Source organism: Pseudomonas sp. PB106, from assembly GCF_009764645.1.
Lineage (GTDB): Bacteria > Pseudomonadota > Gammaproteobacteria > Pseudomonadales > Pseudomonadaceae > Aquipseudomonas.
Genome location: NZ_RWIM01000132.1, coordinates 1 through 26,748 on the forward strand (window position 1 = coordinate 1; position 26,748 = coordinate 26,748).

Genomic DNA, 26,748 nt, shown 5'->3' on the forward strand with positions numbered 1-26,748 from the left:
CGATCTTTTGATCTTGATCTCATAAAACCAAGATCAAAAGATCGCAGCCTGCGGCAGCTCCTACATTGGGGGGGTGATGTTTAATTGCCACGACTATAACGGGCTGTGCATAGTCGCTTAAAGATTAAAAAGCTCTGTGCTTATTCCAGTTTCTTGAACAACGCATTGCCGCACCGCGAGCAGAAGGCCGCGCCGTGTTCATGGCTGTTTTTCTTGCACACCGGGCAGTCGTGTTGCAGCTGTTCACCGCGCATGGCGTTGGCCAGTTCGGCGGTGAAAATCCCCGTCGGCACGGCGATGATCGAGTAACCGGTGATCATCACCAGCGACGAAATGACCTGGCCCAGCGGGGTCTTCGGCACGATGTCGCCGAAACCCACGGTGGTCAGCGTAACGATCGCCCAATAGATGCCTTTGGGAATGCTGGTGAAGCCGTGTTCCGGGCCTTCGATCACGTACATCAAGGTGCCAAACACCGTCACCAGCGTGCAGACGCTGACCAGAAACACGACGATCTTCTGCTTGCTGCCACGCAATGCCGACATCAAATAGTTGGCTTGCTTGAGGTACGGGCTGAGCTTGAGCACACGGAAGATCCGCAGCATGCGGATGATCCGAATGATCAGCAGGTACTGCGCATCGCTGTAATACAGGGCGAGGATGCCAGGCACGATCGCCAGCAAATCCACCAGGCCGTAAAAGCTGAAGGCGTAGCGCAAGGGTTTCGGTGAGCAATAAAGACGCAGGATGTACTCGCCGAGAAAGATGATCGTGAAGCCCCACTCGATGTAGGCCAGCACGTCGGCGTAGTTCTGGTGAATGCTGTCGATGCTGTCGAGCATCACGATCACCAGACTGGCGAGGATGATCAACAGCAGGATGCCGTCGAAGCGACGCCCGGCAAGGGTGTCGCTCTGGAAAATCATGACGTAGAGCCGTTCGCGCCAACTGTTGCTGCTGTCCATGGATAACGCCTGAATCGAAGATCAGCGCAGCCTAGGTTGATTCTCCCCGTGAGCGCAAGGCGCACGCTCGACGGAGGCTTTGCCGAGCATCTGAATGCCGGCGCGGATCAGCCACCCGGCGAGGATAAACGGCGCGGTCAAAGTAGCGAGACCGACGGCGGCAAACAGTGGCGTCACCAGCAGCGCCAGGACGATGCCGAGCAGTGGCAGCCAAGGTTGTTGGCGTTGGGCACTGAAGGCGAGGGCGGCGAGCACGGCGTTGTAGCTTCCGAGACCGAGCAGAGCGGCGCTGCTTTCGTGATGCAGCAGGCTCGAACCAAGGCCGATCGCCGAGGCGAGCATTGCCCAGCAAAACGCCCGCCGATCAGCCATCAGCAAACCAATGGCGATGAGCGCGCCGGCCAGCGGATGACCAAGGAACATCACCTGGCCCAAACCGCGCAGTTCGGCGGCGAGCAAGTTCAGCGTGCTCATTTCGACGTGTGCCATCGGCGCCGACGGTTCGGCGAACAGCAGCAGAACCCAACTCATGGCCACGAATGGCGAGGTGTAGGCCGGAATCGAGCGGCTGCGGTACACATGTTTGAGCCATTGCTGCGTGGCCATCGCGCTCAAACCGCCGGCGGCAAGAATCAGCGGCGGCAGCAGCGGCGACCACGGGAAATACAGACTCAGCAGCAGGCCGAGCAAAATGCCGTTGTAGCTGAACAGTCCGGCCTGTCGATCAGCCTTGGCATAATTGCGGCGTTGCGCGGTGAGCAAGCCGGCGACGGCACCGAGCAGCGCTCCGGCGAACAGCACCGGTGCGGTCAGCAGGATCGCCAACAGGCACAGCAGCCCGCACAGCGGATGGCGCTGGAGGAATATTTGACTGAAACCGTTGAGCAAAGCCTCGGCCCAGTCGGGGCAGTGGGTATTGAAATGATTGGCAGGCATGGGCAGTTCATTCGGTACTGATCGTTCCCACGTCGAGGCGTCGAACCGTCTGCGTGGGAATGCCTCAAAGGACGCTCTGCGTCTGCTCTTGGGACGCAGAGCGTCCCGGGCCGCATTCCCACGCGGAGCGTGGGAACGATCATGGTGGGCGGTTAAATCAATGTTTCGATCCGCAGCGAGTTAGTCGACCCCGGCTGACCAAACGGCACGCCGGCAGTGATCAGCAGCGTGTCGCCACGCTCGGCCATGCCTTGGGCCTGGGCGATTTCCAGCGCGGTCGAGCAGACTTCGTCGACCTGACGCAGGCGATCGTTGACCACCGAGTGGATGCCCCACGCCACGCTCAGACGACGCGCGGTTTGCAGGTTCGGCGTCAGGTTGAGGATCGGCGCTTTCGGCCGTTCCCGCGCTGCACGCAAACTCGAGGTGCCCGACTCGCTGTAGTTGACCAGCACCGCCACTGGCAGCACGTTGCTGATGCGGCGGATCGCGCAGCTGATCGCATCGGACACGGTCGCTTCAGCTTTCGGCCGGCTGACGTCGAGCTGAGTCTGATAGTCCGGGCCGTTCTCAACCTGACGAATGATCTTGCTCATCATCTGCACGGCTTCAAGCGGGTATTCGCCGGACGCAGTTTCTGCCGACAGCATCACCGCATCGGCACCTTCGGCCACGGCGTTGGCAACGTCCGTCACCTCAGCGCGGGTAGGGGCAGGGGAGAAGCGCATCGACTCAAGCATCTGCGTCGCCACCACCACCGGTTTGCCGAGTTCGCGGCAGGTGGTGATGATGTTTTTCTGGATCTGCGGCACGCTCTCGGCCGGCACTTCGACGCCGAGGTCGCCCCGGGCAACCATAATCGCGTCGCTCAATTCAGCGATTTCACGCAGCTGTTCAACGGCGGAAGGCTTCTCGATTTTCGCCATCAAAAAGGCTTTGTCACCGATCAGTGCGCGGGCTTCGACGATGTCTTGCGGACGCTGCACAAACGACAGCGCGACCCAATCCACGCCCAGTTCCAGACCGAAGCTCAGGTCGCGGCGATCCTTGGCGGTCAGCGGGCTGAGGTCGAGCACCGCTTGCGGCACGTTGACGCCTTTGCGGTCCGACAACTCCCCGCCATTGAGCACGGTGGTGTCGATGGCATCGTCGTACTTGGTCACCACGCGCAGACGCAGTTTGCCGTCGTCGAGCAGCAGATCCATGCCCGCTTCCAGCGCAGCAATGATCTCCGGATGTGGCAGATTCACTCGGCGTTCATCGCCCGGTGTCGCGTCCAGATCCAGACGGAAGGCCTGACCGCGATGCAGTTGCACCTTGCCGTCAGCGAACTTGCCGACGCGCAGTTTCGGCCCCTGCAAGTCCATCAGAATGCCCAGCGGGTAGTTGAGCTGGCGCTCGACTTCGCGGATCCACTGATAGCGCTTGGCGTGGTCGGCATGGTCGCCGTGGCTGAAGTTCAGGCGGAAGATATTCACCCCGGCCTCGACCAGCTCACGGATGTCTTCGATGCCATCGACAGCAGGCCCGAGGGTGGCGAGGATTTTGACCTTTTTATCAGGCGTCATGATTTGGAGCTCTCAAGGATCAGAATGGCGCGGAAGTCGTTGACGTTGGTGCGGGTCGGCTCGGTGACGATCAGCGCATCCAGCGCCTCGAAATAGCCGTAGCCGTTGTTGTTATCCAGCTCGTCGCTGGCGCTCAAACCGAGGGCGGCGGCGCGGGTGTAGCTGTCCGGGGTCATGATTGCGCCGGCGTTGTCTTCCGAGCCGTCGATACCGTCGGTGTCACCGGCCAGGGCGTAAACGCCGGGCTGGCCTTTGAGGTTTTCGGTCAGGCTCAAGAGAAATTCGGCGTTGCGTCCGCCACGGCCATTGCCGCGCACGGTCACGGTGGTTTCGCCGCCGGACAAAATCACGCACGGCGCCGCCAATGGCTGGCCGTGGTTGATGATCTGGCGGGCGATGCCGGCGTGGACTTTCGCCACTTCGCGCGATTCGCCTTCGAGGTCGCCGAGGATCAGCGTGCTGAAACCGGCCTGACGGCATTTCACCGCAGCGGCATCCAGCGATTGCTGAGGACGGGCGATCAACTGGAAGTGGCTGCGCGCCAGCGACGGATCACCGGGTTTGACGGTTTCCGACTCAGGGCTTTGCAGCCAGTTGCGCACGGAAGCGGGAATGTCGATGCCGTAGCGTTTGATGATCGCCAGCGCTTCGGCGGACGTGCTTGGGTCGGCCACGGTCGGGCCGGAGGCGATGACCGTGGCGAGGTCGCCCGGCACATCGGAAATCGCGTAGGTATACACAGTGGCAGGCCAGCAGGCCTTGCCGAGGCGGCCGCCCTTGATCGCCGAGAGGTGCTTGCGCACGCAGTTCATCTCGCCGATGGTCGCGCCGGATTTGAGCAGGGCTTTGTTGATCGACTGCTTGTCGGCGAGGGTGATGCCTTCGGCCGGCAACGCCAGCAGGGCCGAGCCGCCACCGGAGAGCAGGAAGATCACGCGGTCGTCTTCAGTCAGGTTGCTGACCAGATCGAGTACGCGTTTGGCCACGGCCAGACCGGCTGCGTCGGGGACGGGATGCGCGGCTTCGACCACTTCGATTTTTTCGCACGGGGCGCCGTGACCGTAACGGGTCACAACCAGGCCAGACACTTCACCTTCCCAGCAGCGCTCGACCACTTGCGCCATGGCGGCAGCGGCTTTGCCGGCACCGATGACGATCACCCGGCCGGTACGATCGGCGGGTAGATGGGCTTCGAGGACTTGGTTCGGATGGGCCGCGTCGATGGCTGTGGCAAACAGCTCGCGCAGCAGTTGTTGCGGATCGACCGACATGGCGGGCTCCCAATCTTATTGTTCTTGGTTAATGCTGATGATCGTTCCCACGCTCTGCGTGGGAATGCCTCAATGGACGCTCCGCGTCCGCTTCGGCAGGGACGCGGAGCGTCCCGGGCTGCATTCCCACGCAGAGCGTGGGACGAGCGTCGGGGCAGGGCTTATTTGTTGTCGCGAATCGAGAAGTTGGCCATGTGTTCCAGACCTTTGATCAGCGCCGAGTGGTCCCAGTTGCTGCCACCGATGGCCGCGCAGGTGCTGAACACTTGCTGAGCGTTGGCGGTGTTTGGCAGGTTGATGTTCAGCTCTTTGGCGCCTTGCAGGGCCAGGTTCAAATCCTTCTGGTGCAGGCTGATGCGGAAGCCTGGGTCGAAGGTGCCTTTGATCATGCGCTCGCCGTGCACTTCGAGGATCTTCGAGGACGCGAAACCACCCATCAGTGCTTCACGCACCTTGGCCGGATCAGCACCGTTTTTCGACGCGAACAGCAGGGCTTCAGCGACGGCCTGAATGTTCAGGGCAACGATGATCTGGTTCGCGACTTTGGCGGTTTGACCGTCACCATTGCCACCGACCAGAGTGATGTTCTTGCCCATGGCCTGGAACAGCGGCAGGGCGCGTTCGAAGGCATCGGCGTCACCACCGATCATGATGCTCAGGGTCGCAGCTTTGGCGCCGACTTCACCGCCGGATACCGGTGCGTCGAGGTATTGCGCGCCTTTCTCATTGATCTTCGCAGCGAATGCCTTGGTGGCGGTCGGCGAGATCGAACTCATGTCGATGACGATTTTGCCTTTGCTCAGGCCTGCTGCAACGCCGTCGGCGCGGAACAGTACGTCGTCGACCTGCGGGGTATCCGGGACCATGACGATGATGAATTCAGCTTCCTGCGCCACTTCGCGCGGGTTGGCCAGGGCGACGGCGCCAGCGGCCACCAGGTCAGCCGGGGCGGCGTCGTGGTGCGCCGACAGGAACAGGCTGTGACCGGCTTTCTGCAGGTTCGAAGCCATTGGGTGGCCCATGATGCCGGTGCCGATAAATCCGATTTTAGCCATGAGAAAATCCTCTTGTTTTTGTATGTCTCCCTGTAGGAGCTGCCGCAGGCTGCGATCTTTTGATCTTGATCTTCAAAATAACAAGATCAAAAGATCGCAGCCTTCGGCAGCTCCTACAGGGTCATGTGTTTGTCAGATTGCGTTGTGGGTTTTCAACCAGCCGAGGCCTGCTTCAGTGGTGGTCAGCGGCTTGTATTCACAGCCAACCCAACCCTGATAACCGATGCGATCAAGGTGTTCGAACAGGAAGCGGTAGTTGATTTCACCGGTGCCTGGCTCGTTGCGCCCCGGGTTGTCCGCGAGCTGCACATGGTTGATCTCGCCCAGGTGCGATTGCAGGGTGCGGGCCAGATCGCCTTCCATGATTTGCATGTGATAGATGTCGTATTGCAGGAACAGATTGGCGCTGCCGACCTGCTCGCGAATCGACAGGGCTTGCGCCGTGTTGTTCAGGTAGAAACCCGGGATGTCGCGGGTGTTGATCGCTTCCATCACCAGTTTGATGCCCGCCGCTTGCAGCTTGTCGGCCGCGTATTTCAGGTTGGCAACGAAGGTTTTTTCCACGGTGGCATCGTCAACGCCTTGCGGACGAATACCGGCCAGGCAGTTGATCTGGGTGTTGCCCAGCACTTGCGCGTAGGCAATCGCCAGATCGACACCGGCGCGGAACTCTTCAACCCGATCCGGCAGGCACGCGATACCGCGCTCGCCCTTGGCCCAGTCACCGGCCGGCAAGTTGAACAGCACTTGGGTCAGATCATTGGCGTCAAGCTTGGCCTTGATTTCAGCGGAGCTGAAGTCGTACGGGAACAGGTACTCGACACCGCTGAAACCCGCCTTGGCGGCGGCGTCGAAACGGGCAAGGAAATCCTGTTCGGTGAACAGCATGGACAGGTTGGCTGCGAAACGCGGCATGGTGGTCTCCCGTTCTAGATTCTCGTTCCCACGCTCTGCGTGGGAATGCCTCAATGGACGCTCTGCGTCCGCTTTGGGACGCAGAGCGTCCCGGGCTGCGTTCCCACGCAGAGCGTGGGAACGATCAGCGGTCAGCAGTTAATCAAGCAACGAAATCGCCGTTGGCGCATCGTTGCCGACCAGCGCCAGGTCTTCGAATTCGTTGACGGCGTTGATCTCGGTACCCATGGAGATGTTGGTCACACGCTCCAGAATGATCTCGACGATCACCGGCACCTTGAACTCTTCGATCATCTGTTCGGCCTTGCGCAGGGCAGGGGCGATTTCCGATGGTTCGAACACACGCAGCGCTTTACAGCCGAGGCCTTCAGCCACTGCGACGTGGTCAACACCGTAACCGTTGAGTTCCGGCGCGTTCAGGTTATCGAAGGACAGCTGCACGCAGTAGTCCATTTCGAACCCGCGCTGTGCCTGACGGATCAGACCCAGGTACGAGTTGTTCACCACGACGTGGATGTACGGCAGTTTGAACTGAGCGCCGACCGCCAGTTCTTCGATCATGAACTGGAAGTCATAGTCCCCCGACAGGGCCACGACTTTACGGCTCGGATCGGCTTTCACCACGCCCAGCGCTGCCGGAATGGTCCAGCCCAACGGGCCGGCCTGGCCACAGTTGATCCAGTGACGCGGCTTGTAGACGTGCAGGAACTGCGCGCCGGCAATCTGCGACAGACCAATGGTGCTGACGTAGCAGGTGTCCTTGCCGAACACCTGGTTCATTTCTTCGTAAACGCGCTGTGGTTTCACCGGCACGTTGTCGAAGTGGGTCTTGCGGTGCAGGCTGGCTTTACGCTGCTGGCAGTCTTGCAGCCAAGCACTGCGGTTTTTCAGCTTGCCCGCGGCTTGCCATTCACGGGCCACTTCGATGAACACGGTCAGTGCTGCAGCGGCGTCGGAAACGATGCCCAGATCCGGCGTGAACACACGGCCGATCTGCGTGCCTTCGATGTCGACGTGAATGAACTTGCGGCCTTCGGTGTAAACGTCAACCGAACCGGTGTGGCGGTTAGCCCAACGGTTACCGATACCCAACACCACGTCGGATTTCAGCATGGTGGCGTTGCCGTAACGGTGCGAAGTTTGCAGACCGACCATGCCCACCATCAATGGGTGATCGTCCGGGATGGTGCCCCAGCCCATCAGGGTCGGGATAACCGGGATGCCGGTCAGTTCAGCGAACTCAACCAGCAGATCGCTGGCGTCGGCGTTGATGATGCCACCGCCGGCCACCAACAGTGGGCGCTCGGCTTGATCAAGCAGGGCCAAAGCCTTTTCAACCTGAACGCGGGTCGCGGTCGGTTTGGCCAATGGCAGCGGCTGGTAGGCGTCGATGTCGAATTCGATCTCGGCCATCTGCACGTCGAACGGCAGGTCGATCAGCACCGGGCCTGGACGGCCGGAGCGCATTTCGAAGAACGCTTTCTGGAACGCGTAAGGCACTTGGCCCGGTTCCAGAACAGTGGTCGCCCACTTGGTGACTGGCTTGACGATGCTGGTGATGTCGACAGCCTGGAAGTCTTCCTTGTGCATACGGGCGCGGGGTGCCTGGCCGGTAATGCAGAGGATTGGAATCGAGTCGGCCGAGGCGCTGTAGAGCCCGGTGACCATGTCGGTACCGGCAGGGCCGGAAGTCCCGATGCACACGCCGATGTTGCCGGCCTTGGTGCGGGTGTAGCCCTCGGCCATGTGCGAGGCGCCTTCAACGTGGCGAGCAAGGACGTGATCGATGCCACCGACTTTCTGCAAGGCGGAGTACAGCGGGTTGATGGCAGCGCCCGGGATGCCAAAAGCGGTATCAACCCCTTCACGGCGCATCACCAGAACGGCGGCTTCGATTGCTCTCATTTTGCTCATGGTTTTGTGCCTCTTTACGTTTTGTAATTGTATACAAGTGGCTTTGCGCAGAGTGTATTCACGGCGGACGGCGCAGGTCAATCCATTTTCTCAAGCGCCTGTTTCATTCGTCGGAAGCCTTTATGACTGTGGCTTTTCGTCGCATGTGGCGCTTTTCGAGAATTATTGTATACAAAAAAATAATTCATTGTGTTCTATTTGTTGCATCGGACTGCGGCACAAAACCGCAGGCCCACGACTTTCCCTATAACAAAATGAGGACGGCACCATGAGCGCTTTAACCTTGAAAGTCGCAGTCAAACTGGTCAACGAGGCCATCAACGTCGGGCGCGGCATCAACGCCGCCCCCCTGACCATCGCAGTACTGGACACTGGCGGCCACCTGGTGACCCTGCAACGCGAAGACGGCGCCAGCCTGCTACGCCCGCAAATCGCCATCGGCAAAGCCTGGGGCGCCATCGCCCTGGGCAAAGGCTCACGCCTGCTGGCCCTCGACGCCCAACAACGCCCGGCCTTTATTGCCGCACTGAACAGCATGGGCCAAGGCAGCGTCGTGCCGGCACCGGGCGGTGTGTTGATTCGTGATCAGGCAGGGAACGTGCTGGGAGCGATCGGGATTAGCGGCGATCTGTCTGACATTGATGAGCAAGTGGCGATCAAAGCGGTGGAGGCGCTGGAGTTGCGGGCGGATGCGGGGGTGGCTGCTTGATTTTGTAGCGTCTGAACTGAAGTCTTCGCGAGCAAGCTCGCTTCCCCAAGGCACTCTGTCGTATTGAGATTTTTTAACCAATACAAAACCCTGTGGGAGCTGGCTTGCCAGCGATGGCGGCCTGACTGACACATCAAGAAAAAGGCTAAACCAGCCAAATGGATCACTGAGGTCTAACCTTCTGATGAACTCATCATGAAGGGGCAATGGATTGCCTGATCTTCCTGCTTCACATCGTCTGCGAGCCGGCCGCTATGCCGAGCCTAATCGAATCTATCTACTCACCACCAACACGCTTGATCGAAATCCAATCTTTGCTGATTTCGCTACGGGCAGGTTGGTCGTTAATCAATTTCGTCGCGCGCAAAATCTTGGACTGGCAAAGTCGCTTGCGTGGGTAGTTATGCCTGATCACTTTCATTGGCTGATTGAGCTGGAAAACGGTTCGCTCAGAAAGTTGATGGGGGAAACCAAGTCGCTGATTGCACGAGACGTGAATTGGTCTCTTAACCGAAGCGGGCCGCTTTGGCAGCAAGGTTTTCATGATCGTGCATTGAGGCGGGAAGATAATTTAGTGCAGATGGCGCGCTACGTAGTGGCCAACCCCTTGCGGGCTGGCTTGGTGGAAAAGCTTGGTGACTATCCTCTGTGGGATGCGATTTGGATTTGATCTGAAATCGAGTTGCTTCCATCGCTGGCAAGCCAGCTCCCACAGGTTTTTGTGTTGAATCTGGATTTAGCAGACAACAAGAATCCCTGTGGGAGCTGGCTTGCCAGCGATTGCATCACCGCGGTCTTACTGATCCGGCTCACACCCCTTCAACACCAACCGGATAATCGTCTGCGCTGCCGCTTCATAATCGGCTTCATCCAGCTTGTCCTTCCCCGTCACGGCAGAAATCTGCCAGTCGAAATCGGCGTAGGTCTGGGTCGCGGCCCAGATGCTGAACATCAGGTGATTAGGGTCGATCGGGGCAATTTGCCCGCGGTCGATCCAGCTCTGAATGCAATCGATGTTGTGCTTGGCCTGGCCGTTGAGCTGCTCGACCAGGTCAGCGCTCAGGTGCGGGGCGCCGTGCATGATTTCGCTGGCGAATACTTTCGAGGCGAACGGCAGGTCGCGGGAAATGCGGATCTTCGAGCGGATGTAGCCGCTCAGCACTTCGCTCGGCACGCCGTCCGGATTGAACGGCGTCGAGGCCTGCAAAATCGGCACGATGATGCTTTCCAGAACCTCACGGTAGAGGTTCTCTTTGGACTTGAAGTAGTAGTAGACGTTGGGCTTGGGCAATCCCGCCTTGGCGGCGATGTCGCTGGTTTTGGTCGCAGCGAAGCCCTTGTCGGCAAACTCCTCACTGGCGGCACGCAGGATCAGTTCTTTGTTGCGCTCGCGGATTGTGCTCATAAACCCGGTGGTTCCTTGCCTGTTCTGGCGGTTGCGCATGGTAGCACCGGCCTCGCGCGGCGCTCAAGAATGCCCCGTGTGGTCTGTGGTCGCGTTATGCTTCGCAACATTCATACATAAAAGGAAACAGGATTCATGGCAGGAAGCAGTTTGCTGGTGCTGGTCGACGATATTGCCACTGTGCTGGACGACGTGGCGTTGATGAGCAAAATGGCCGCCAAGAAGACCGCCGGCGTGCTCGGCGACGACCTGGCGCTCAATGCCCAGCAGGTCTCCGGCGTCCGTGCCGAGCGGGAAATTCCTGTGGTCTGGGCTGTGGCCAAGGGCTCGTTCGTCAACAAACTGATCCTGGTGCCGTCGGCGCTGGCGATCAGTGCGTTCGTGCCATGGCTGGTGACACCGTTGTTGATGGTCGGTGGCGCGTACCTGTGTTTCGAAGGTTTTGAGAAGCTCGCGCACAAGTTTTTGCACAGTAAGGCTGAAGACGAAACCGAGCATGCGCAGCTGACGGAAGCGGTGGCCGATCCCGCTACCGATCTGGTGGCCTATGAAAAGGACAAGATCAAAGGCGCGATTCGCACGGACTTCATCCTCTCGGCGGAGATCATCGCGATCACCTTGGGCACCGTGGCAGATGCCTCGCTGACCCAGCAAGTGATTGTGATGTCCGGTATCGCCATCGTCATGACTGTGGGTGTTTATGGCTTGGTGGCGGGCATTGTCAAACTCGACGACCTTGGTCTGTGGCTGACGCAGAAGCCTGGGCAGATCGCCAAAAAAATCGGTAACGGCATCCTGGTCGCGGCACCGTACATGATGAAAACCCTGTCGGTGGTGGGCACCGCGGCAATGTTCCTGGTCGGTGGTGGCATCCTGACCCATGGCGTGCCGATGGTGGGGCACTGGATTGAAGGTCTTGGCGCGGCGGCTGGCGCTGCCGGGTTTGCAGTGCCGATGTTGCTCAACGGGGTGGTGGGGGTTATTGCCGGAGGCGTGGTGTTACTTGTTGTGAGCCTGGTTGGCAAACTGTGGAAGGCTGCGCGGGCATAAAACGCCCGCGCTTGATCATGCGGGGACGGTAGCGCTTTGTAGCAAATGGTTCCACAGGTAATGCGCGACGGCTTCATCCGTGCATGGGCCAATGACCTCCGCATCGGGAAGCGCCTGCATCAACTCGGCAGGCGCATTACCCATGAGCACCCCTTTGCCGACGCCGGACAACATGTCGGCGTCGTTCAATCCGTCGCCAAACGCGATGCATGCCTGGACGGGCACGTTCAGGAAATCGGCGAGCTGTTTCAACGCCTTGCCCTTGGAGACGTCTCGGGTCATGACCTCCAGACACCATGGGAAGGTGAAGACAGTGCTGATCTGATCACCCAGTTGTTGGTTCAGCCGTGTCTGCAACCTGAGCAGGGCGTGGTGATCCTTGTTCCGCTGAAAGAAAAACACCTTCTGCACGGCGCTCAACGGCAGGCTTTCGGACGCGCAGATCACCGGCTGAAAGGCTGGATTCTGGCTGAAGTCCTTGAGGTTTTCGTCTTCGCGGCTCATCAACCAACTGGACTGGCAGTAAAGGTTGATGGTCAGATCCGCGTCTCCTCGCGTTTCCTCCAACAGTGTCTGGACGACGCTCGCCGGTAACTCTTCGCTCAGTGCAAGCCCACCGCAGGCGCTGGAGATGCGCGCACCATTGGACGTGATCAAATGAACCGGCCGCGACTGACTGTCGAGCAACGACTCGACGTCTGCCTGGTGCCGACCGGTAGCCAGCACAATGTGATGGCCCGCACGGTTCAGGCTGTGAATCACGCTTTTGGTAAAAGCACCGAACGTATCGCCTGGCAGCAGCAGCGTGCCGTCCAGGTCAGAGGCTATAAGCAAGTACATTGTGGCTCCTTCGAAGGGATCGCTCGCCGGCCTGATTGCCGCATGCGCAAGCAAGCAATCAAGCGGCGTCGAAGACTACTGGCGTTCGAGCAGTTTCAGTGATTGTGCTTTGCTGAAGGTCATCCGCTCTTCCAGCCGGAGATTGTCCTTTTCGTAGTAGATGCTCATGTCGGCATGTTTCTGCGGGACCGCGACGATGCGCTCGATCAGCGGCAAGGTATCCACCAGCAACTGCCGGGCATAGCCCATCGCGCGGGTATAGGTGTCGATCACTTCTTCGAACTCGGGGTAGATATTGAAGGCCACCTGATTGAGGATCGGCCCTTCGTCGATGCCCTCGCTGATCTCGTGCAACGTCGCGCCGTGCATCCGCTCGCCATTCTTCAGTGCCCAGTTGACCGGACGTACGCCGCGGTATTTCGGCAGATAGGAAAGGTGCAGGTTGATGATTTTCGCGCAGCAATCGATGTAGCGCCTGGGCAAAATTCTCTTGTGGAAAATCACCAGGCAGATGTCACAGGCGAACGTGCCGTCGGCATAACCGGGCAAGTCTTCGATCAAGCCGCTTTCCACCACTTCGATCCCTTGCTCCCGGCAAAACTGGATCAACGTGCGTTCAGTGCTGACCGGCTCGAAAGGATCGGCCACCACGTACGACACCGTATGGTTGGGGGACGCGTTGAAATACTCACAGGCGAAAATGGCCAGTTCGCCCTTGCCGCAAATCACTACCTTCTTAGGCAAGTTCAACGGTGCTCTCCTTCGGTTGGCTGCTGGTTTGTTTCAGTGATGCCAGATCCTGCATCACGCAAGTCAGGGCCTGGATCAAACGGGCGTTTTCGTCAGGCGTACGGCAGGAGATCCGGAAATACTTATCGGAATCGTCATTGCGCTTACCCGAGCACTCCTTGATGTACATGTGGTGCTCGTCCAGCAACAACCGGGAAATGGTCTGGGCGTCCGCGTGATGGGTCTTGCAGTAAATGAAGTTTGCTTCAGTCTCGAACCCGCTGATGCCGTCGATCGCGTTCAGCGCCTGTTGAAACGCGCGAGTGTCGTTGATCACTTGTTGGCAACTGGCCAGGTATTCCTGTTGATACTGGGGCAAATGCAACAGGAACTCTTCGGCAAAGCCGTTGATGTTCCAGATCGGCAGCAGCGAATTGATCAGCGCCATCAATGTCCGGTTGGCACTGGCCAGGTAACCGATGCGAATTCCGCCGATACCGAACGTTTTGCTCATGCTGCGAATCACCACCAGGTTGGGATGGTCGTCGAGTACATTGAGCATGGTGCTGCTGGCATGGTTGGAGAAGTCGAGGAACGACTCATCGACGATCAGCGAGATATCCAGTTCCAGCAACTGAACAGCAAGCGAAGCCAGCGCCGAAGCAGGCGTCAGGGCGCCAGTCGGGTTGTTGGGCGACTCGATGATCACTACCTCGGGACGCTGCTGTCGGCAGGTTGCGAGCAACGCGTCGATGTCGATAGCGAAGTCATCCTCTTCTCGCGTGTAGTGGCAGAGCGTGCGCTGCTCACCGAACACGTTGGCGTATTCGTTGAAGGACGGTACTGTCACCAACGCGCTGCCGGTATAGACGGACGGCAGCAACTTGATGATTTCCGCCGCGCCATTGGCGATACACAGGTGCCTTGCGGAGACACCCAGGAATTCGCTGAGCGACTCTTCGATGAGCTTTCTGCCGCCAGGGTAGTTCAGGAGGATGTGATCGAAGTTGTCCCTGATCTTGTCTTTCATCTGCTGTGGCGGGAAGTGGAAGTTGTAGATCAGGGCGAAGTCGAGCATCGGGTAGCGCCAGTAACCGCCGTGGCGGTTTTGTACGAAGCCCAGACGATCACGACTGGAAATGTAGTTGCAGACCGTCAGGTCGTAATAATTGTCGACTTCATACCATTCGGTGGTCGGCACGATAACCGTCTGAATATCCCACTTGCCCTCAAGCGAGGCTTTTTTGAACACGTCTTCGTAGTAGGCGTTGACGTTGTCTTTGCGCACGTTACTGGCGAGTTGTTTTTTGACGTGCTCGGCGAACGTGGCTGATCCGATCTGGTACAGGTTGACGGTCTTGTATTGGCCGTCATGCGCTTGGTGGCCGATGTCCTTGGTTGAGCCGAAACCCTGCAAATGGTCTCCCTCGAGCACAGCGTAGGTGCCCTCCATGTTCTTGCCAAGCGGCGACACCAGGGCGATCAGGTCACCGGGTTTTTGCAGAAGCTGTTGCAGGCTGGAGGCCGAGAAATAAATGTCGCCCTCGATGATCAGCGTGTTTGCCGTAATGTGCTCGCGGGCCAGATACAGCGAGTAGATGTTGTTAGTCGTGGCCCAGTCCGGATTGCTGACAAACTCAAAGTTGATAGCGGTGTCCATTGCCCGAAGATGGGCGGTAATGGTCTCGGACTGATAGCCGACCACAACCACCACATGGGTGATACCCAGCGTTTGGAGGTTGTTCAGGGCATTGTCGATGAAGGCGATATTGTTGGTCTTCACCAATGGCTTCGGCGTGTGGCGCGTGCGCTTGCCCAGGCGACTTCCGCGTCCGGCACAGAGAATGATGGCTGTCTGGTTGTTCATTGTAATTTCCTTATTTAATGAAAGATGAGTCCGGGCACCACGTGCTGGTAGACCCATACGCCGTCGATCCTGCCGCGAAAGCTCTCCTCGCCACCGCTGTCGCCACCGGTCTTGATCCCGGCACCGAGGCCGAATGAATGGAAGTTTTCCAGCACCCGACCCTCGCGAGTGATCGGATTGAGTTGCGGATTGGTGAGCAGCCCGAAGTCGTCCTGTTGAAGTTCCAGTGGTGTGCCGTCGACGTCCAGCAAAGGCACCAGCCCGGCCTTGTAACCGGTGCTGTGAATCAGCAATTCGGATTGTGCAATCAGACCCAGCACCTGATCGGTAGAGGCGTGCGCTATGTCCACGATGTCGAGATTGCGGATCAGCCCTTGTTTGATCTTGCGGGCGAATTCAAACGAGTCGTATCGCAGGCCCGAATAGCGGTTGACCCTCTGACTTGCCTGGCAAATATCGGCATCGACAAACGGATAGTCTTGCTCGCGGGCGGAGGCTGGGGAGTCAAAGAACAGTTTGAAATCGCGTTTGGTCAGCAACGTGATGGTGCCTGGGAAATCCAGTTGTTCAACCAGACGAATCAGGCAGGAAATGGCGCTGTGCGAAGAACCAACGATGGTCAGGTTCTTGTATGCGCCACTTTTCAATGCCTGGTCGTACGTGCCCTTGAGCAGTGCGTCCGAGTTGATGTTGTGATGCGGGTGCTGCACGGTGGCTTGATTGAGCCGGCCGCCAATGTTGAAGATGATCTTTTTGCACAACGCCTCGGCACGCTGCCCATCGAGCAGGTAACTGACGCGGTAGTGGCCTTGCGGGGTCAGGCGAATTTCGCAGACCGTCGATCCAGTGGAAATTTCAAAGCGTTTGTAGAGCGATTGATGCTCGGTAACGTAAGTGCCGATGTGTTCGAGGAAGCGTCCAACGTGGCGCAACTCGACTGCTTCAGTGCGCCGCTCGGAAAAATATTTCCATTCTGGTGTGCTCTGCAGAAAGCGGCTCAGATCGTCCGTGCGGTCCTGGAATTTTTCCAGAAAGACCACGCCAAGCGAGTTGGCGGTAATCCGGTATTGACCGATTTCGCCGCGGCCCAGTGTTTTGGATTTCTCAAGTATCAGGCAGCGTTGTATCTGTTCATTGTGAATAAGATCAGGTAACAACGAGATATTGGCGGGTCCGGCACCACAGAGGATGAGGTCATAAATCGGCGTATTCATGGTGTTTGCCTGATAGTTGAGAAGTTCGAGGTATTTACTTTTTCGAGGCGAAGAAGTTTCCCGCTACCGTTGTTGGTGCACAGGGATGGAACTATGGAAACTTCGCGTCGAGTGATCAGTTATGCACTGGCGTCGTTTCGATGTTGATCGCCAAAGAGTCTGTTTTGGCAATGGCTTTCTTGTGCCGGAAGATACCGATAAATATGGCCGTCATCAGAATGCTGGCAAGTGTCAGGAATATATAAAGCGCCGTTCCGCTGAGTCTCTGTATAAACACGCCGCCGACAATCGGTGCAAGAGAAAAGCCGATGCTATATAAAGAGGCTGCGCCAAAGTAAGCTCCGCGCAAATTCGGCGGGGCCAGGCTGTCGACGAACATATTGATACATGGAAACAGTAACGTCTGGCTGATACTCATGATCAGTACTGCGCTGTACCACAACGGTTTGACGTCATAGAAATGCGCGGCCAAGGCAAAAACAGCCTCGCTGATGACCAACAGTGCCGAGCCCAGGTAGATCTTGGTATTCAACGATACCGATGACAGGGCGCTGGCAAGCGGCAGTTGCAGCAGGACGATCGTCGAGGCATGCAAGACAATCAGTGACGCGACAAAGGGCAGGTAGCCGTCGAAAGCCAGGGCAGCCATCAGTTGCGGCAGGCTGGAATCAAAACTGCCGAAGATGAACATCATGATGATGTTATTGATCACTAGCGCCAAGAATAAACGGTCTTTCGCGAGTACGCCCATTGTACTTTTGAAGCTGGTGGTATTGACCGCTTTAAGGCTCACGCCTTTTCCGAAGACCAGCACACTGACCAGCAGCAGAACGTAGGAGGCTGTCACCAGCACGAACGACAGAGAGTCTGAGGATATCCCCAGTTTCAGGCCGAAATAGGGACCGGTCGCCGCGCCGGCATTCAAGAAAAAGTAGCGTAGATGCATGGCGCGCTCGATCAGAGCCCGTGACTCGATGATATCGCCAATGACGGTTTTGATCGGGTTGTTGACCAGCGCCCACGACAGGTTCGCCAGCAAAGTGCCTGCGATGTAGCCATACGCATTACTGCTGACACCCAGCAGCAGATAAGAAGCTGCAGCGACGACGCAGCCCAATACGATGATTTTCAAGCGGCCGATCTTGTCTGACAGGTAGCCGCTGTAAAAACTCACGATCGATGACAGTGCGATGGACAGTGTCAGGATCAGACCGATAAATGTCGCACTGAAACCAAATCGGGTATACAGCACGATCGAGATAAACGGCCAGACCATCATTGATGTTGCGCGGGTGACAAAGGTGCCAATAAACAATATCCAGATGAACAGTGGCATCTCGGACAGATATCGACGGATACCGGTTCTTATTGAAATATGCATATTTAAAGGTGGCCGCAGTTCAACCTCTGATTGGGTGCAGGTTGAAGTTGTTTGATCAATGCACTGCCAAAGTCACGCGCTGTAGTATTTCATCCGCATCTATTTGGAGATGCACGGCGCGTTATGCCATTCGAGTGGCATGTTTTAACGTGTCGATGGATGTTTTACTCATCATGCGAGCAACTCGCTATGCGCAAGTTTCGCTGGAAATTGAATAATAACGTCCGCTGCTACCGACAACCTGTAAGTGGCGGATAGAAACGCGTCGAGAGGGAGGATAAGGGGAGACCGATATCATTCCTTGATTTTCGTTGAACACTTCATTGCTTCCTTGGCAGTGTTGATTCGAGTCTACATAAATCGTCACAAAATGTTAATAAAAAATTCACATTTAAATTTTTGTGTTCGATTTCGAATGCGGGTATCGCTGTCACTCCCGAGTTCGTTAAGCGCAGGGCGCCCAATTCAATAGACGAATCGGCAATGGCGGTCTTTACCTTGGCGGACGCCGGGTGCTGGCATGAAAGAAGCAGCGGGTGGGGGAAGCGGGGCGCTGGCAAGCTCCCACAAATCGGTGCTTGCCAGCGCTTTGCAGCGGTTACTCGGCGATCTGCAACTTGCGCGCTTCGGTGTACACGTAACGCACTTTCTCGTACTCGAACGGCGAATTCATCTGGCCATAACGGAAGCTGGTCTGATAACGCTTGTCGACCGCGCGCAGGGCCCAGACTTCCGGGTGGTTGGAGCTGACTTCCGAAACGTTGAGGAAGTTGATCGCTGACTCGGCGGTGTAGTCCACGGCGAGGCCGGCGGTGTCGCGGATGTTCGACGGGCCGAAGATCGGCAGTACGAAGTAGGCGCCACCTGGCACACCGTAGAAGCCCAGGGTCTGACCGAAGTCTTCGCTCTGGCGCGGCAGGCCCATGGCGGTCGCCGGGTCCCAAAGGCCGGCGATGCCGATCGTGGTGTTGAGCAGCAAGCGCGCGGTGGTTTCCATCGAGCGCTGGCCCTTGAACTGCAACAGGCTGTTGACCAGGTTAGGAACGTCGCCGAGGTTGTTGAAGAAGTTGCTCACCCCGGTGCGCACGAAGCTCGGCGTGATGTAGCGATAGCCATCGACCACCGGCAGGAACACCCATTGGTCGAAGCGATAGTTGAAGTGATACACCCGGCGGTTCCACGATTCCAGCGGATCGTAGACGTTCAGCGCATTGAGCGTTGAGCGCTCGAACTCGCGCTGATCCAGCCCGGGGTTGAATTTGAGTTTGGTCAGCGGCTCTTTGAAGCCGTCGCTGTCGACGACCACCGGCGCGTTGGCTTTACTGTTGTCGGCCTGGGCCACGCCTGCGCAGAGGAGCGCTGCCATCAGCAGGAGATATTTAGCCACGGAAGAACTCCAGCATGGCGTCGCTGTTGACGCGATAGTTAAGGTTGCCGCAATGGCCGCCCAGTGGGTAAACAGTCAGGCGATCGCCAAACGTCTTGCGCAAGAAACCGAGGTCGCCCGGGCCGAGGATCACGTCGTCGGCGTTGTGCATGACGGCGATTTTCGGGCTGTCATGCAGGTAATCCTTGAGTGCATACAGACTGACCTGATCGATCAGTTGCAGCAGGCTGCCGCCATCGGTGCGCGCGCGCCACATCGGAATCACCTGATCGGTCAGGTAGCAATCGAAGTCGCACTGCAGCGCACGCTTGAGGAACGGCGTGAGGCTGGTGCCTTCGGTGATCGGAAATTTCGGCGGAGTGATCAGGCCACGACGGTTGATCAGGTCCGAGGTGAACGCAATGTCGGCTGCCGAGAAACGGAACGAGGTGCCGATCAGCATCGCCATCTGTTCGTTCGTCAGGTGCTGCTTGGACTGCTGGAAGTCATAGAGCAGCGCATCGTTGAGGTCGATGTAGCCTTTCTGCTGGAAGTAGCGGGTCAACTTGCTCAGCACCAGTTCATAGAACGTGGTGCTGTTATTGATGCCCTTGACTTCGGTTTGCACCAACTTGTCGAGGTTGGTCACCGAGGTGTAGAGGTTGACCGGCGGATTGAGCAGCAGGACTTTCTTGAAGTTGAAGCTGCGGCGGGTCTCGTCCAGGTGCGCAACAAACGCGGCATCCAGGGCGCCGAGGCTGTAGCCGGTCAGGTAATACTCGGTGACCGGCAGTTTCGGGTTTTGCGCCCGTACGGCCTGCATCACCCGGTACATGTCTTCGGCGTCTTCTTTGGTCACGCCCGGGGTGGCGAAGCGGGAGGCGGCGCTGATGAAGTCGAAACTGGTCGGCGACGACAGCTGCACGACGTGGTAGCCGGCCTTGTAATAGAGCTTCTTCAGGTATTCGTTGAGCGTGCTGTCAAAGCGCGCGCCCGTGCCGGCAATCAGGAAAATCAGCGGTGCCGGTTTGTCCTGAGTGGCGATGCGGTAGGTGAGTTTTTTCACTGCCCAGAAATTATCCGGCAGGATGAACTCGCGTTCCGGGCGCAGCGTCAGGCTGCGGTCCGACTGAGTGATGTCGTCGTCCAGCGGCAATTCCGGGCGCAAGTCCGGCGGTGTCGTGGCGATGGTCGCCTCGAACGGGTTGGTCAGGGGGTAGCCATAACTGGCGGCGTCGATATCCACCGCCAGTGCGGACGCACTCAAAATAAGGCCGCTGAACAGCGCGGCGAAGCGCAAGGAACGGAGCATGACTAGATCCCTTAGAGGAAGGTGCCGAATGAAGTTCGCAGGCTATGACCACCGGGTGTGCGCCAAAGTGCCATGCTGCGGCACCAAACAGGCGGAATTCGGAGTAATAGTAGCTGGACGATACACTTTGCACCGCCTGTATGAACAGTTAACAGTTGTTAGCGCTTGCACACGGCTGTCGGCAGATTAAGCTGGCCGCCGATTTCCCACGTTTGGAGTGCTTCATGTCCCGCCGCTTGCCCGTGATTTTGCTGCTTGTTCTGCTGCCGTTGTGGCTGACTGCCAGTTATGCCGCGCGGTACGGCTTTATGGAGGATGGGCAGTGGGTCGGCATCTGTGTGGATGAGGCCAGTCGTTGGGAATGCCAGGTGCGCTCGAACCTTGGCTTGATGATCCACTTCAAGGTGCTGGGCTGGGCCGCATTGGGGGCGGCGCTGACCGGTTTTGTCGTGCCCGGTCGGGCAGGGTGGTGGCTGGCGGTGCTGGCGCTGGTGTTCGGGGTGCCGGCGCTGGCGTTGTACAACACGACGTTGGCGGTGTTTGCGTTGGTGATTGCCGGGTTGCGGTTGGTCAGAGCGTAAAAGATCGCAGCCTGCGGCAGCTCCTACATTGGGATGGCGTACGCCCTGTAGGAGCTGCCGAAGGCTGCGATCTTTTGATCTTCAGCCCTAGCGAACGCGAAGGCAGCGCCACAACGCAGCGACCATCAGAGCGCTGACCAAAGCCCAACCCCACGCCTGCTGATTCTGCAACCCTTCCTGATACAACTGCGGCGCAATCCCCGCGCCGACAATAAAGGTCAGCAAGGCGATCTCCCGACGCGGCACGCGCACCGGGCGGCACAGGTAAACCAGCGCCGGCAGCACAAACGCCATGCTCGCAAAGCTGCGGTAACGTGGATCGAAGACCATCTCGAGCATCATCACCGCGGCGGCAAAACCTGCCGCTGCGACCAGCCAACCTGCGCGGCGCTCCAACAGATTGAACACTCGCTCACGCCAGCCAGTGCGCGCACTCAATGTGAGCGCGGCATGCGCCAACACCAAAAGATTCAGCGCCGTCAGCAATCCGACCCACAGCCACTCGCTGGCAAACCGCGTGGTCACCCGCGCCAGATCACCCCAAGCGCCGATCGAGCAGGCGGCGAGGGCGCCCAGTAACGGCAACAGCAGTGCCGAACGCGTGGTGCGAACACGTCCACCCAGCACCAGCGTGCCGAGGAAAATCAAACCACCGACCGCCAGCCACTCTTTCCAGAACGGCACGTTGGTCACCGGTCCGGCGAGCACGCCTTTGTCCTGACGATCCGCATCGAACAGTCCCCAATAACCACCGACCGCGCCTTCGCTGCCGCGCTTCCACGGCTGGTCAAACGCTTCGATCAGGTTGTAATGCCAGCCTTCTTTCTCGGCCATCGCAACAAAACCACGAATGAACTTGGCCTCGTTGACCCGGCTCGGCAGGGCGGTTTCACGCTGGCGACCTTCGCTCGGCCAGCCGGTTTCGCCAATCATCACGTCCTTGGGGGCGAACTTGTTGCCGAACACCTGACGCACCTGCGCGACGTGTTGCAGGGCGACGTCGATGTTCGACGGATCATCTTCCCAGTACGGCAGCAGGTGAATGGTCAGGAAGTCCACCGCTGGCGCGACTTCCGGGTGCTTGAGCCAGAACTCCCAGACATCGGCGTAGGTGACGGGTTGCTTGACCTGACTTTTGACCTTGTTGATCAGTCGGGCCAGTTGCGCACCGGTGACTTCCTTGCGCAACAGCGCTTCGTTGCCGACGATCACTGCACTGACCACATCCGGGTTGGCATTGGCCGACTGGATCAGCAGATCGACTTCCTTTTCAGTGTCGACCGGGTTGCTGTTGACCCAAGCGCCGATCATCAATTTCAGACCGTGCTTGCGCGCCAGATCCGGCAGTGCCTCAAGGCCCGTCATTGAATAGGTGCGAATGCATTCGAAGCGGGTCGCCAACAACGCGAGGTCAGCGTCCATGCGTTCCGGGCGCAGCTTGAACGGTACGTCGAACGGCGACTGGTCTTTATCGAAAGGCGTGTAGGAAGCGCATTGCAGCTTGTGCGTCGGCGTCGCGGCGTCCGGCAGAATCACCGGTTGGCCGAGGCCGTACCAGAAGCCGCCGAGGGCAAACAGCCCGAGCAGGCAAGCGAAGAGATAAGGCAGAAAAGGAAAGCGGGACGTCGCGGACATGGTCAGGCCGAGTGGCTGCAAAGCGACGCATGTTACCTGCATTTATAGAGGGGTAGGTGGCCCGCACGATTTTGACATGCAAAGTTCGGGCGGATTGTCTGGCGTCAAATATTCAGAGGCCATTAATGGCCTTGTGATGTCGTTTCTCGTTGTCTTGAGGTCGCTGACAGAGCAGGTCGCTATGGTCGTCAGGTTGATGATCAAACCGTCAGTGCTCCGCTGATGATCTAACGAGTTTGCGGTCAGGCGTGATGGGGGCGCCGTGCACCATAACAATACGTTGACGCCGCCCGTCATCCGTCGGGCGCAGCATTTCGGGGAAGTAACGATGAAGATGCGACGACTTTTAGGCGCAAGTGCTGCTCTGGTGCTTGCGATGAGTTCCACTTTCGCCAGCGCAGAAAAACAGACCCTGAACATCGGTTACGTTGACGGCTGGTCCGACAGCGTCGCGACCACCCACGTGGCGGCCGAAGTGATCAAACAGAAACTGGGCTACGACGTGAAGCTGCAAGCCGTCGCTACCGGGATCATGTGGCAAGGCGTTGCCACCGGCAAACTCGACGCCATGCTGTCGGCCTGGCTGCCCGTGACCCACGGTGATTACTGGACGAAAAACAAGGATCTGGTCGTCGATTACGGCCCGAACTTCAAGGATGCAAAAATCGGCCTGATCGTGCCTGAGTACGTCAAAGCCAAGTCGATCGAAGACCTCAAAACCGACGACACCTTCAAAAACCGCATCGTCGGCATCGACGCCGGTTCAGGCGTAATGCTCAAGACCGATCAGGCGATCAAGGATTACGGCCTCGACAAGTATTCCCTCAAAGCCAGTTCCGGCGCCGGCATGATTGCCGAGCTGACCCGTGCCGAGAAGAAAAACGAATCCATCGCCGTCACCGGTTGGGTGCCGCACTGGATGTTCGCCAAGTGGAAACTGCGCTTCCTCGACGACCCGAAAGGCGTATACGGCGCAGCTGAAACCGTGAACAGCATCGGCAGCAAAGAGCTGGATACCAAAGCGCCGGAAGTGGCCAAGTTCCTGAAGAACTTCCAGTGGGCGTCGAAAGACGAAATCGGCGAAGTCATGCTGGCGATTCAGGACGGTGCCAAGCCTGAAGCTGCCGCCAAGGATTGGGTCGCCAAGCACCCGGATCGCGTGGCTGACTGGACTAAATAACCGCGATACCGCCGCACCCCTGTAGGAGTGAGCCTGCTCGCGATAGCGCCCCGTCAGTTGACGAAAATGTTGACTGATACGACGCCATCGCGAGCAGGCTCACTCCTACAGTTGTTTTGTGTGTACCGGAAATTGGCAAAAGTGTCATGGCCTTCTACTACTAAGGTCGTCTGTTACCGCGCTCGCAGCCGCATACATTAGCTATGTTCCAACAATAATCTGTGCTGCGAGGATAAAAACAATGAACGACAGCATTTACCTCTCGATTCAAAACAGTCCCCGATTCAAGGAGCTGGTTCAGAAAAGGGAACGATTCGCCTGGATTCTCTCGGCAATCATGCTCGGGCTTTACTCCGCATTCATCCTGCTGATCGCCTACGGGCCGCACATACTGGGAGCGAAACTCAGTCCTGAGTCTTCGATTACCTGGGGTATTCCGATCGGTGTCGGGCTGATTCTTTCGGCATTCATCCTCACCGGTATCTACGTGCGCCGCGCCAATGGCGAGTTTGACGACCTGAACAATGCGATTCTCAAGGAGGCTCAGCAATGATCCGGCGTCTACTGGCTCTATTGAGTGTTGCGGCTTTCGCGCCGAGTGTCTGGGCGGCTGACGCGTTGACGGGGGAGGTGGCCAAACAGCCGCTGAACATCCCTGCGATCCTGATGTTCGTGGCGTTCGTGGGTGCGACGCTCTACATCACCTACTGGGCCTCGAAGAAAAACAACTCGGCGGCCGACTATTATGCGGCGGGCGGCAAGATCACCGGTTTCCAGAACGGTCTGGCGATTGCCGGTGACTACATGTCGGCGGCGTCCTTTCTGGGGATTTCCGCGCTGGTGTTCACCTCCGGCTACGATGGCCTGATCTACTCGATCGGCTTTCTGGTGGGCTGGCCGATCATCCTGTTTTTGATTGCCGAGCGTCTCCGTAACCTGGGCAAATACACCTTTGCCGACGTGGCGTCCTACCGCCTCGGGCAAACCCAGATCCGCACGCTGTCGGCCTGCGGTTCTCTGGTGGTCGTGGCGTTTTACCTGATCGCGCAAATGGTTGGTGCCGGCAAACTGATTCAGCTGTTGTTCGGCCTCGACTACCACGTTGCGGTGATTCTGGTCGGTGTGCTGATGTGCATGTACGTGTTGTTCGGCGGCATGCTGGCGACCACCTGGGTGCAGATCATCAAGGCTGTGCTGTTGCTGTCCGGTGCCTCGTTCATGGCGCTGATGGTGATGAAGCACGTAGGCTTTGACTTCAACACGTTGTTCTCCGAAGCGATCAAGGTGCACGCCAAAGGCGAAGCGATCATGAGCCCGGGCGGTCTGGTGAAGGATCCGATTTCGGCATTCTCGCTGGGTCTGGCGCTGATGTTCGGTACGGCTGGTCTGCCACACATTCTGATGCGCTTCTTCACCGTGAGCGATGCAAAAGAAGCCCGCAAGAGCGTGCTCTACGCAACTGGCTTCATCGGCTACTTCTACATCCTGACGTTCATCATCGGCTTCGGCGCGATCCTGCTGGTCAGCACTAACCCGGCCTTCAAAGATGCGGCTGGCGCGTTGTTGGGCGGCAACAACATGGCGGCGGTGCATTTGGCCAACGCGGTCGGCGGCAGTATCTTCCTCGGCTTTATCTCGGCGGTGGCGTTCGCGACCATTCTGGCGGTTGTGGCAGGCCTGACTCTGGCCGGTGCCTCGGCGGTTTCTCACGACCTGTACGCCAGTGTGATCAAGAAGGGCAAAGCCAACGAGAAGGATGAGATTCGTGTCTCGAAAATCACCACCATTGCCTTGGCAGTGCTGGCGATTGGCTTGGGCATCCTGTTTGAAAGCCAGAACATCGCGTTCATGGTGGGCCTGGCGTTCTCGATCGCGGCGAGTTGCAACTTCCCGGTGCTGTTGCTTTCGATGTACTGGAAGAAGCTGACCACCCGTGGCGCGATGATTGGCGGCTGGTTGGGGCTGGTGAGTGCGGTGGGTCTGATGATCCTCGGCCCAACCATCTGGGTGCAGATTCTGCATCACGAGAAGGCGATCTTCCCTTACGAGTATCCGGCGTTGTTTTCGATGATCATTGCCTTTGTGGGGATCTGGTTCTTCTCGATTACTGACAAGTCGGCGGCGGCGGACAAAGAACGTGCGCTGTTCTTCCCGCAGTTTGTGCGTTCGCAGACGGGGTTGGGGGCGAGTGGGGCGGTTTCGCATTGATGGTTTGATGGTTTTGTAATGTTGTGCTGAATGCCCCGGTTGAGAGATCGGGGCATTTTTTATTGGGCGGTTATCGGACTTTGGTGTGTTTTTTTGATTGGGTGAATATCCGTTGCTGCGGTAACGGCTGCTTAGGGTTTCGCCCTTACGGCGACTCACTTTTTTTCAAACGCCAAAAAAAGTAAGCAAAAAACGCTTGCTCCTACGTGCGGCCCGCTCGCTGGAGCTCGGGGTTCCTTCGCTGCGGGATCGATCCGGTCGCAGCGCCTACGGTTTGCTTCGCTGCACCTCCTCTCGCTGTGTTTGGCTTCGCCAAACGGTCGCTGCGCTCCCACCCCCGGATCAATCCCTCCACTCAGCCTTCCGACGTCGCCCGTGGATCAAGATCAAAAGCGGTACTCGAGCTTGCGCTCATTGTTTTGAGTGGTGAGAAGCCGAAGCGATACGAGTAGCTGAGTTTGAACTCAATTCCTGTGGGAGCTGGCTTGCCAGCGATGGCGGCCTGACAGCCGGCCAATCGCTTGAAGTGAAACAATCCCCTGTAGGAGCTGCCGAAGGCTGCGATCTTTTGATCTGCTTTGGCTTTGGCTTTGGCTTTGGCTTTGGCTTTGGCTTTGGCTTTGGCTTTGGCTTTGGCTTTGGCTTTG

Annotated in this window: 24 protein-coding genes; 7 read left to right on the forward strand and 17 right to left on the reverse strand. The window is 58.0% G+C overall.

Annotated elements, in window-relative coordinates; genetic code table 11:
* Positions 1-140: 140 nt before the first annotated feature.
* From EJA71_RS18505 to gcl, 7 genes are all read right to left on the reverse strand, one after another.
* Positions 141-965: an ion transporter gene (locus EJA71_RS18505; protein WP_016987501.1), complete on the reverse strand. Its 825-nt coding sequence runs from the start codon at positions 963-965 to the stop codon at positions 141-143.
* 21 nt (positions 966-986) lie between these two features.
* Positions 987-1,901 (reverse strand): urea transporter, encoded by a 915-nt coding sequence (locus tag EJA71_RS18510; protein ID WP_158959101.1) that lies wholly within the window; start codon positions 1,899-1,901, stop codon positions 987-989.
* 152 nt (positions 1,902-2,053) lie between these two features.
* Positions 2,054-3,469 carry a pyruvate kinase gene (gene pyk, locus EJA71_RS18515; RefSeq protein ID WP_122600273.1) on the reverse strand — a complete coding sequence of 472 codons (1,416 nt, stop codon included), beginning with the start codon at positions 3,467-3,469 and terminating at the stop codon, positions 2,054-2,056.
* Entirely contained in the window at positions 3,466-4,740 is a 1,275-nt protein-coding gene (locus EJA71_RS18520) for a glycerate kinase (protein WP_158959102.1), read from the reverse strand. Before EJA71_RS18520 ends, pyk begins: the two co-directional genes overlap by 4 nt.
* Positions 4,741-4,901: 161 nt before the next feature.
* The gene (locus EJA71_RS18525; protein ID WP_007919937.1) at positions 4,902-5,795 is read right to left on the reverse strand and encodes a 2-hydroxy-3-oxopropionate reductase; all 894 of its coding nucleotides are present in this window, start codon (positions 5,793-5,795) and stop codon (positions 4,902-4,904) included.
* 132 nt (positions 5,796-5,927) lie between these two features.
* Positions 5,928-6,710, reverse strand: a complete 783-nt coding sequence (gene hyi / locus EJA71_RS18530) for a hydroxypyruvate isomerase (RefSeq protein WP_158959103.1) — start codon at positions 6,708-6,710, stop codon at positions 5,928-5,930.
* A 138-nt stretch (positions 6,711-6,848) separates the two neighbouring features.
* A complete protein-coding gene (gcl, locus tag EJA71_RS18535) occupies positions 6,849-8,624 on the reverse strand; it encodes a glyoxylate carboligase (protein WP_007919935.1) in 1,776 nt (591 codons plus the stop codon).
* Positions 8,625-8,892: 268 nt separating this feature from the next.
* Between gcl and EJA71_RS18540 the strand changes: the two genes are divergently transcribed.
* Positions 8,893-9,333: a heme-binding protein gene (locus EJA71_RS18540; protein ID WP_158959104.1), complete on the forward strand. Its 441-nt coding sequence runs from the start codon at positions 8,893-8,895 to the stop codon at positions 9,331-9,333.
* A gap of 211 nt (positions 9,334-9,544) precedes the next feature.
* The gene (locus EJA71_RS18545; RefSeq protein WP_158959105.1) at positions 9,545-10,003 is read left to right on the forward strand and encodes a transposase; all 459 of its coding nucleotides are present in this window, start codon (positions 9,545-9,547) and stop codon (positions 10,001-10,003) included.
* Between the two features lie 126 nt (positions 10,004-10,129).
* Here EJA71_RS18545 and EJA71_RS18550 read toward each other — a convergent pair whose 3' ends face one another.
* Entirely contained in the window at positions 10,130-10,738 is a 609-nt protein-coding gene (locus EJA71_RS18550) for a TetR/AcrR family transcriptional regulator (protein WP_008083515.1), read from the reverse strand.
* A 135-nt stretch (positions 10,739-10,873) separates the two neighbouring features.
* Between EJA71_RS18550 and EJA71_RS18555 the strand changes: the two genes are divergently transcribed.
* Positions 10,874-11,788, forward strand: a complete 915-nt coding sequence (locus EJA71_RS18555; protein ID WP_158959106.1) for a DUF808 domain-containing protein — start codon at positions 10,874-10,876, stop codon at positions 11,786-11,788.
* Positions 11,789-11,803: 15 nt separating this feature from the next.
* Here EJA71_RS18555 and EJA71_RS18560 read toward each other — a convergent pair whose 3' ends face one another.
* From EJA71_RS18560 to EJA71_RS18590, 7 genes are all read right to left on the reverse strand, one after another.
* The gene (locus EJA71_RS18560) at positions 11,804-12,628 is read right to left on the reverse strand and encodes a Cof-type HAD-IIB family hydrolase (RefSeq protein WP_158959107.1); all 825 of its coding nucleotides are present in this window, start codon (positions 12,626-12,628) and stop codon (positions 11,804-11,806) included.
* 75 nt (positions 12,629-12,703) lie between these two features.
* Positions 12,704-13,378, reverse strand: coding sequence for a formyltransferase family protein (locus EJA71_RS18565; RefSeq protein ID WP_178113720.1), 675 nt, complete (start codon positions 13,376-13,378; stop codon positions 12,704-12,706).
* Positions 13,365-15,224, reverse strand: coding sequence for an aminotransferase class I/II-fold pyridoxal phosphate-dependent enzyme (locus tag EJA71_RS18570; RefSeq protein WP_158959108.1), 1,860 nt, complete (start codon positions 15,222-15,224; stop codon positions 13,365-13,367). Before EJA71_RS18570 ends, EJA71_RS18565 begins: the two co-directional genes overlap by 14 nt.
* A 14-nt stretch (positions 15,225-15,238) precedes the next feature.
* Entirely contained in the window at positions 15,239-16,438 is a 1,200-nt protein-coding gene (locus EJA71_RS18575) for a hypothetical protein (RefSeq protein WP_158959109.1), read from the reverse strand.
* A gap of 115 nt (positions 16,439-16,553) precedes the next feature.
* The gene (locus tag EJA71_RS18580) at positions 16,554-17,774 is read right to left on the reverse strand and encodes an MFS transporter (RefSeq protein ID WP_256671776.1); all 1,221 of its coding nucleotides are present in this window, start codon (positions 17,772-17,774) and stop codon (positions 16,554-16,556) included.
* A 643-nt stretch (positions 17,775-18,417) separates the two neighbouring features.
* On the reverse strand, positions 18,418-19,206 hold the full coding sequence (locus tag EJA71_RS18585; RefSeq protein WP_158959111.1) for a VacJ family lipoprotein: 789 nt from the start codon (positions 19,204-19,206) through the stop codon (positions 18,418-18,420).
* Entirely contained in the window at positions 19,199-20,497 is a 1,299-nt protein-coding gene (locus tag EJA71_RS18590) for a serine/threonine protein kinase (RefSeq protein ID WP_158959112.1), read from the reverse strand. Before EJA71_RS18590 ends, EJA71_RS18585 begins: the two co-directional genes overlap by 8 nt.
* A 224-nt stretch (positions 20,498-20,721) precedes the next feature.
* Between EJA71_RS18590 and EJA71_RS18595 the strand changes: the two genes are divergently transcribed.
* Complete coding sequence (locus EJA71_RS18595) at positions 20,722-21,078, forward strand: hypothetical protein (protein ID WP_158959113.1); 357 nt, start codon at positions 20,722-20,724, stop codon at positions 21,076-21,078.
* Positions 21,079-21,165: 87 nt separating this feature from the next.
* Here the strand turns inward: EJA71_RS18595 and EJA71_RS18600 are convergent, their stop codons facing one another.
* Complete coding sequence (locus EJA71_RS18600; protein WP_158959114.1) at positions 21,166-22,755, reverse strand: glycosyl hydrolase family 17 protein; 1,590 nt, start codon at positions 22,753-22,755, stop codon at positions 21,166-21,168.
* Between the two features lie 286 nt (positions 22,756-23,041).
* Here EJA71_RS18600 and EJA71_RS18605 point away from each other — a divergent pair, with 286 nt between their 5' ends.
* The 3 genes from EJA71_RS18605 to EJA71_RS18615 all read left to right on the forward strand — a co-directional run bounded on the left by EJA71_RS18605 (position 23,042) and on the right by EJA71_RS18615 (position 26,101).
* Complete coding sequence (locus EJA71_RS18605) at positions 23,042-23,893, forward strand: glycine betaine ABC transporter substrate-binding protein (protein ID WP_158959115.1); 852 nt, start codon at positions 23,042-23,044, stop codon at positions 23,891-23,893.
* 241 nt (positions 23,894-24,134) lie between these two features.
* Entirely contained in the window at positions 24,135-24,446 is a 312-nt protein-coding gene (locus EJA71_RS18610) for a DUF485 domain-containing protein (RefSeq protein ID WP_122593480.1), read from the forward strand.
* The gene (locus tag EJA71_RS18615; protein WP_016987517.1) at positions 24,443-26,101 is read left to right on the forward strand and encodes a cation acetate symporter; all 1,659 of its coding nucleotides are present in this window, start codon (positions 24,443-24,445) and stop codon (positions 26,099-26,101) included. The genes EJA71_RS18610 and EJA71_RS18615 overlap by 4 nt, the downstream gene beginning before the upstream one ends.
* 355 nt (positions 26,102-26,456) lie before the next feature.
* Here EJA71_RS18615 and EJA71_RS18620 read toward each other — a convergent pair.
* On the reverse strand, positions 26,457-26,748 hold a 292-nt coding region (locus tag EJA71_RS18620; protein WP_178113721.1), incomplete at its 5' end, for a hypothetical protein.

What these genes read in the sequence shown, in the direction of transcription:
- EJA71_RS18505 (WP_016987501.1), bottom strand. Translation starts at nt 965, where the DNA reads ATGGACAGCAGCAACAGTTGGCGCGAACGGCTCTACGTCATGATTTTC.
- EJA71_RS18510 (WP_158959101.1), bottom strand. Translation starts at nt 1,901, where the DNA reads ATGCCTGCCAATCATTTCAATACCCACTGCCCCGACTGGGCCGAGGCT.
- pyk (WP_122600273.1), bottom strand. Translation starts at nt 3,469, where the DNA reads ATGACGCCTGATAAAAAGGTCAAAATCCTCGCCACCCTCGGGCCTGCT.
- EJA71_RS18520 (WP_158959102.1), bottom strand. Translation starts at nt 4,740, where the DNA reads ATGTCGGTCGATCCGCAACAACTGCTGCGCGAGCTGTTTGCCACAGCC.
- EJA71_RS18525 (WP_007919937.1), bottom strand. Translation starts at nt 5,795, where the DNA reads ATGGCTAAAATCGGATTTATCGGCACCGGCATCATGGGCCACCCAATG.
- hyi (WP_158959103.1), bottom strand. Translation starts at nt 6,710, where the DNA reads ATGCCGCGTTTCGCAGCCAACCTGTCCATGCTGTTCACCGAACAGGAT.
- gcl (WP_007919935.1), bottom strand. Translation starts at nt 8,624, where the DNA reads ATGAGCAAAATGAGAGCAATCGAAGCCGCCGTTCTGGTGATGCGCCGT.
- EJA71_RS18540 (WP_158959104.1), top strand. Translation starts at nt 8,893, where the DNA reads ATGAGCGCTTTAACCTTGAAAGTCGCAGTCAAACTGGTCAACGAGGCC.
- EJA71_RS18550 (WP_008083515.1), bottom strand. Translation starts at nt 10,738, where the DNA reads ATGAGCACAATCCGCGAGCGCAACAAAGAACTGATCCTGCGTGCCGCC.
- EJA71_RS18555 (WP_158959106.1), top strand. Translation starts at nt 10,874, where the DNA reads ATGGCAGGAAGCAGTTTGCTGGTGCTGGTCGACGATATTGCCACTGTG.
- EJA71_RS18560 (WP_158959107.1), bottom strand. Translation starts at nt 12,628, where the DNA reads ATGTACTTGCTTATAGCCTCTGACCTGGACGGCACGCTGCTGCTGCCA.
- EJA71_RS18570 (WP_158959108.1), bottom strand. Translation starts at nt 15,224, where the DNA reads ATGAACAACCAGACAGCCATCATTCTCTGTGCCGGACGCGGAAGTCGC.
- EJA71_RS18575 (WP_158959109.1), bottom strand. Translation starts at nt 16,438, where the DNA reads ATGAATACGCCGATTTATGACCTCATCCTCTGTGGTGCCGGACCCGCC.
- EJA71_RS18580 (WP_256671776.1), bottom strand. Translation starts at nt 17,774, where the DNA reads ATGCCACTGTTCATCTGGATATTGTTTATTGGCACCTTTGTCACCCGC.
- EJA71_RS18590 (WP_158959112.1), bottom strand. Translation starts at nt 20,497, where the DNA reads ATGCTCCGTTCCTTGCGCTTCGCCGCGCTGTTCAGCGGCCTTATTTTG.
- EJA71_RS18595 (WP_158959113.1), top strand. Translation starts at nt 20,722, where the DNA reads ATGTCCCGCCGCTTGCCCGTGATTTTGCTGCTTGTTCTGCTGCCGTTG.
- EJA71_RS18600 (WP_158959114.1), bottom strand. Translation starts at nt 22,755, where the DNA reads ATGCAGGTAACATGCGTCGCTTTGCAGCCACTCGGCCTGACCATGTCC.
- EJA71_RS18605 (WP_158959115.1), top strand. Translation starts at nt 23,042, where the DNA reads ATGAAGATGCGACGACTTTTAGGCGCAAGTGCTGCTCTGGTGCTTGCG.
- EJA71_RS18610 (WP_122593480.1), top strand. Translation starts at nt 24,135, where the DNA reads ATGAACGACAGCATTTACCTCTCGATTCAAAACAGTCCCCGATTCAAG.
- EJA71_RS18615 (WP_016987517.1), top strand. Translation starts at nt 24,443, where the DNA reads ATGATCCGGCGTCTACTGGCTCTATTGAGTGTTGCGGCTTTCGCGCCG.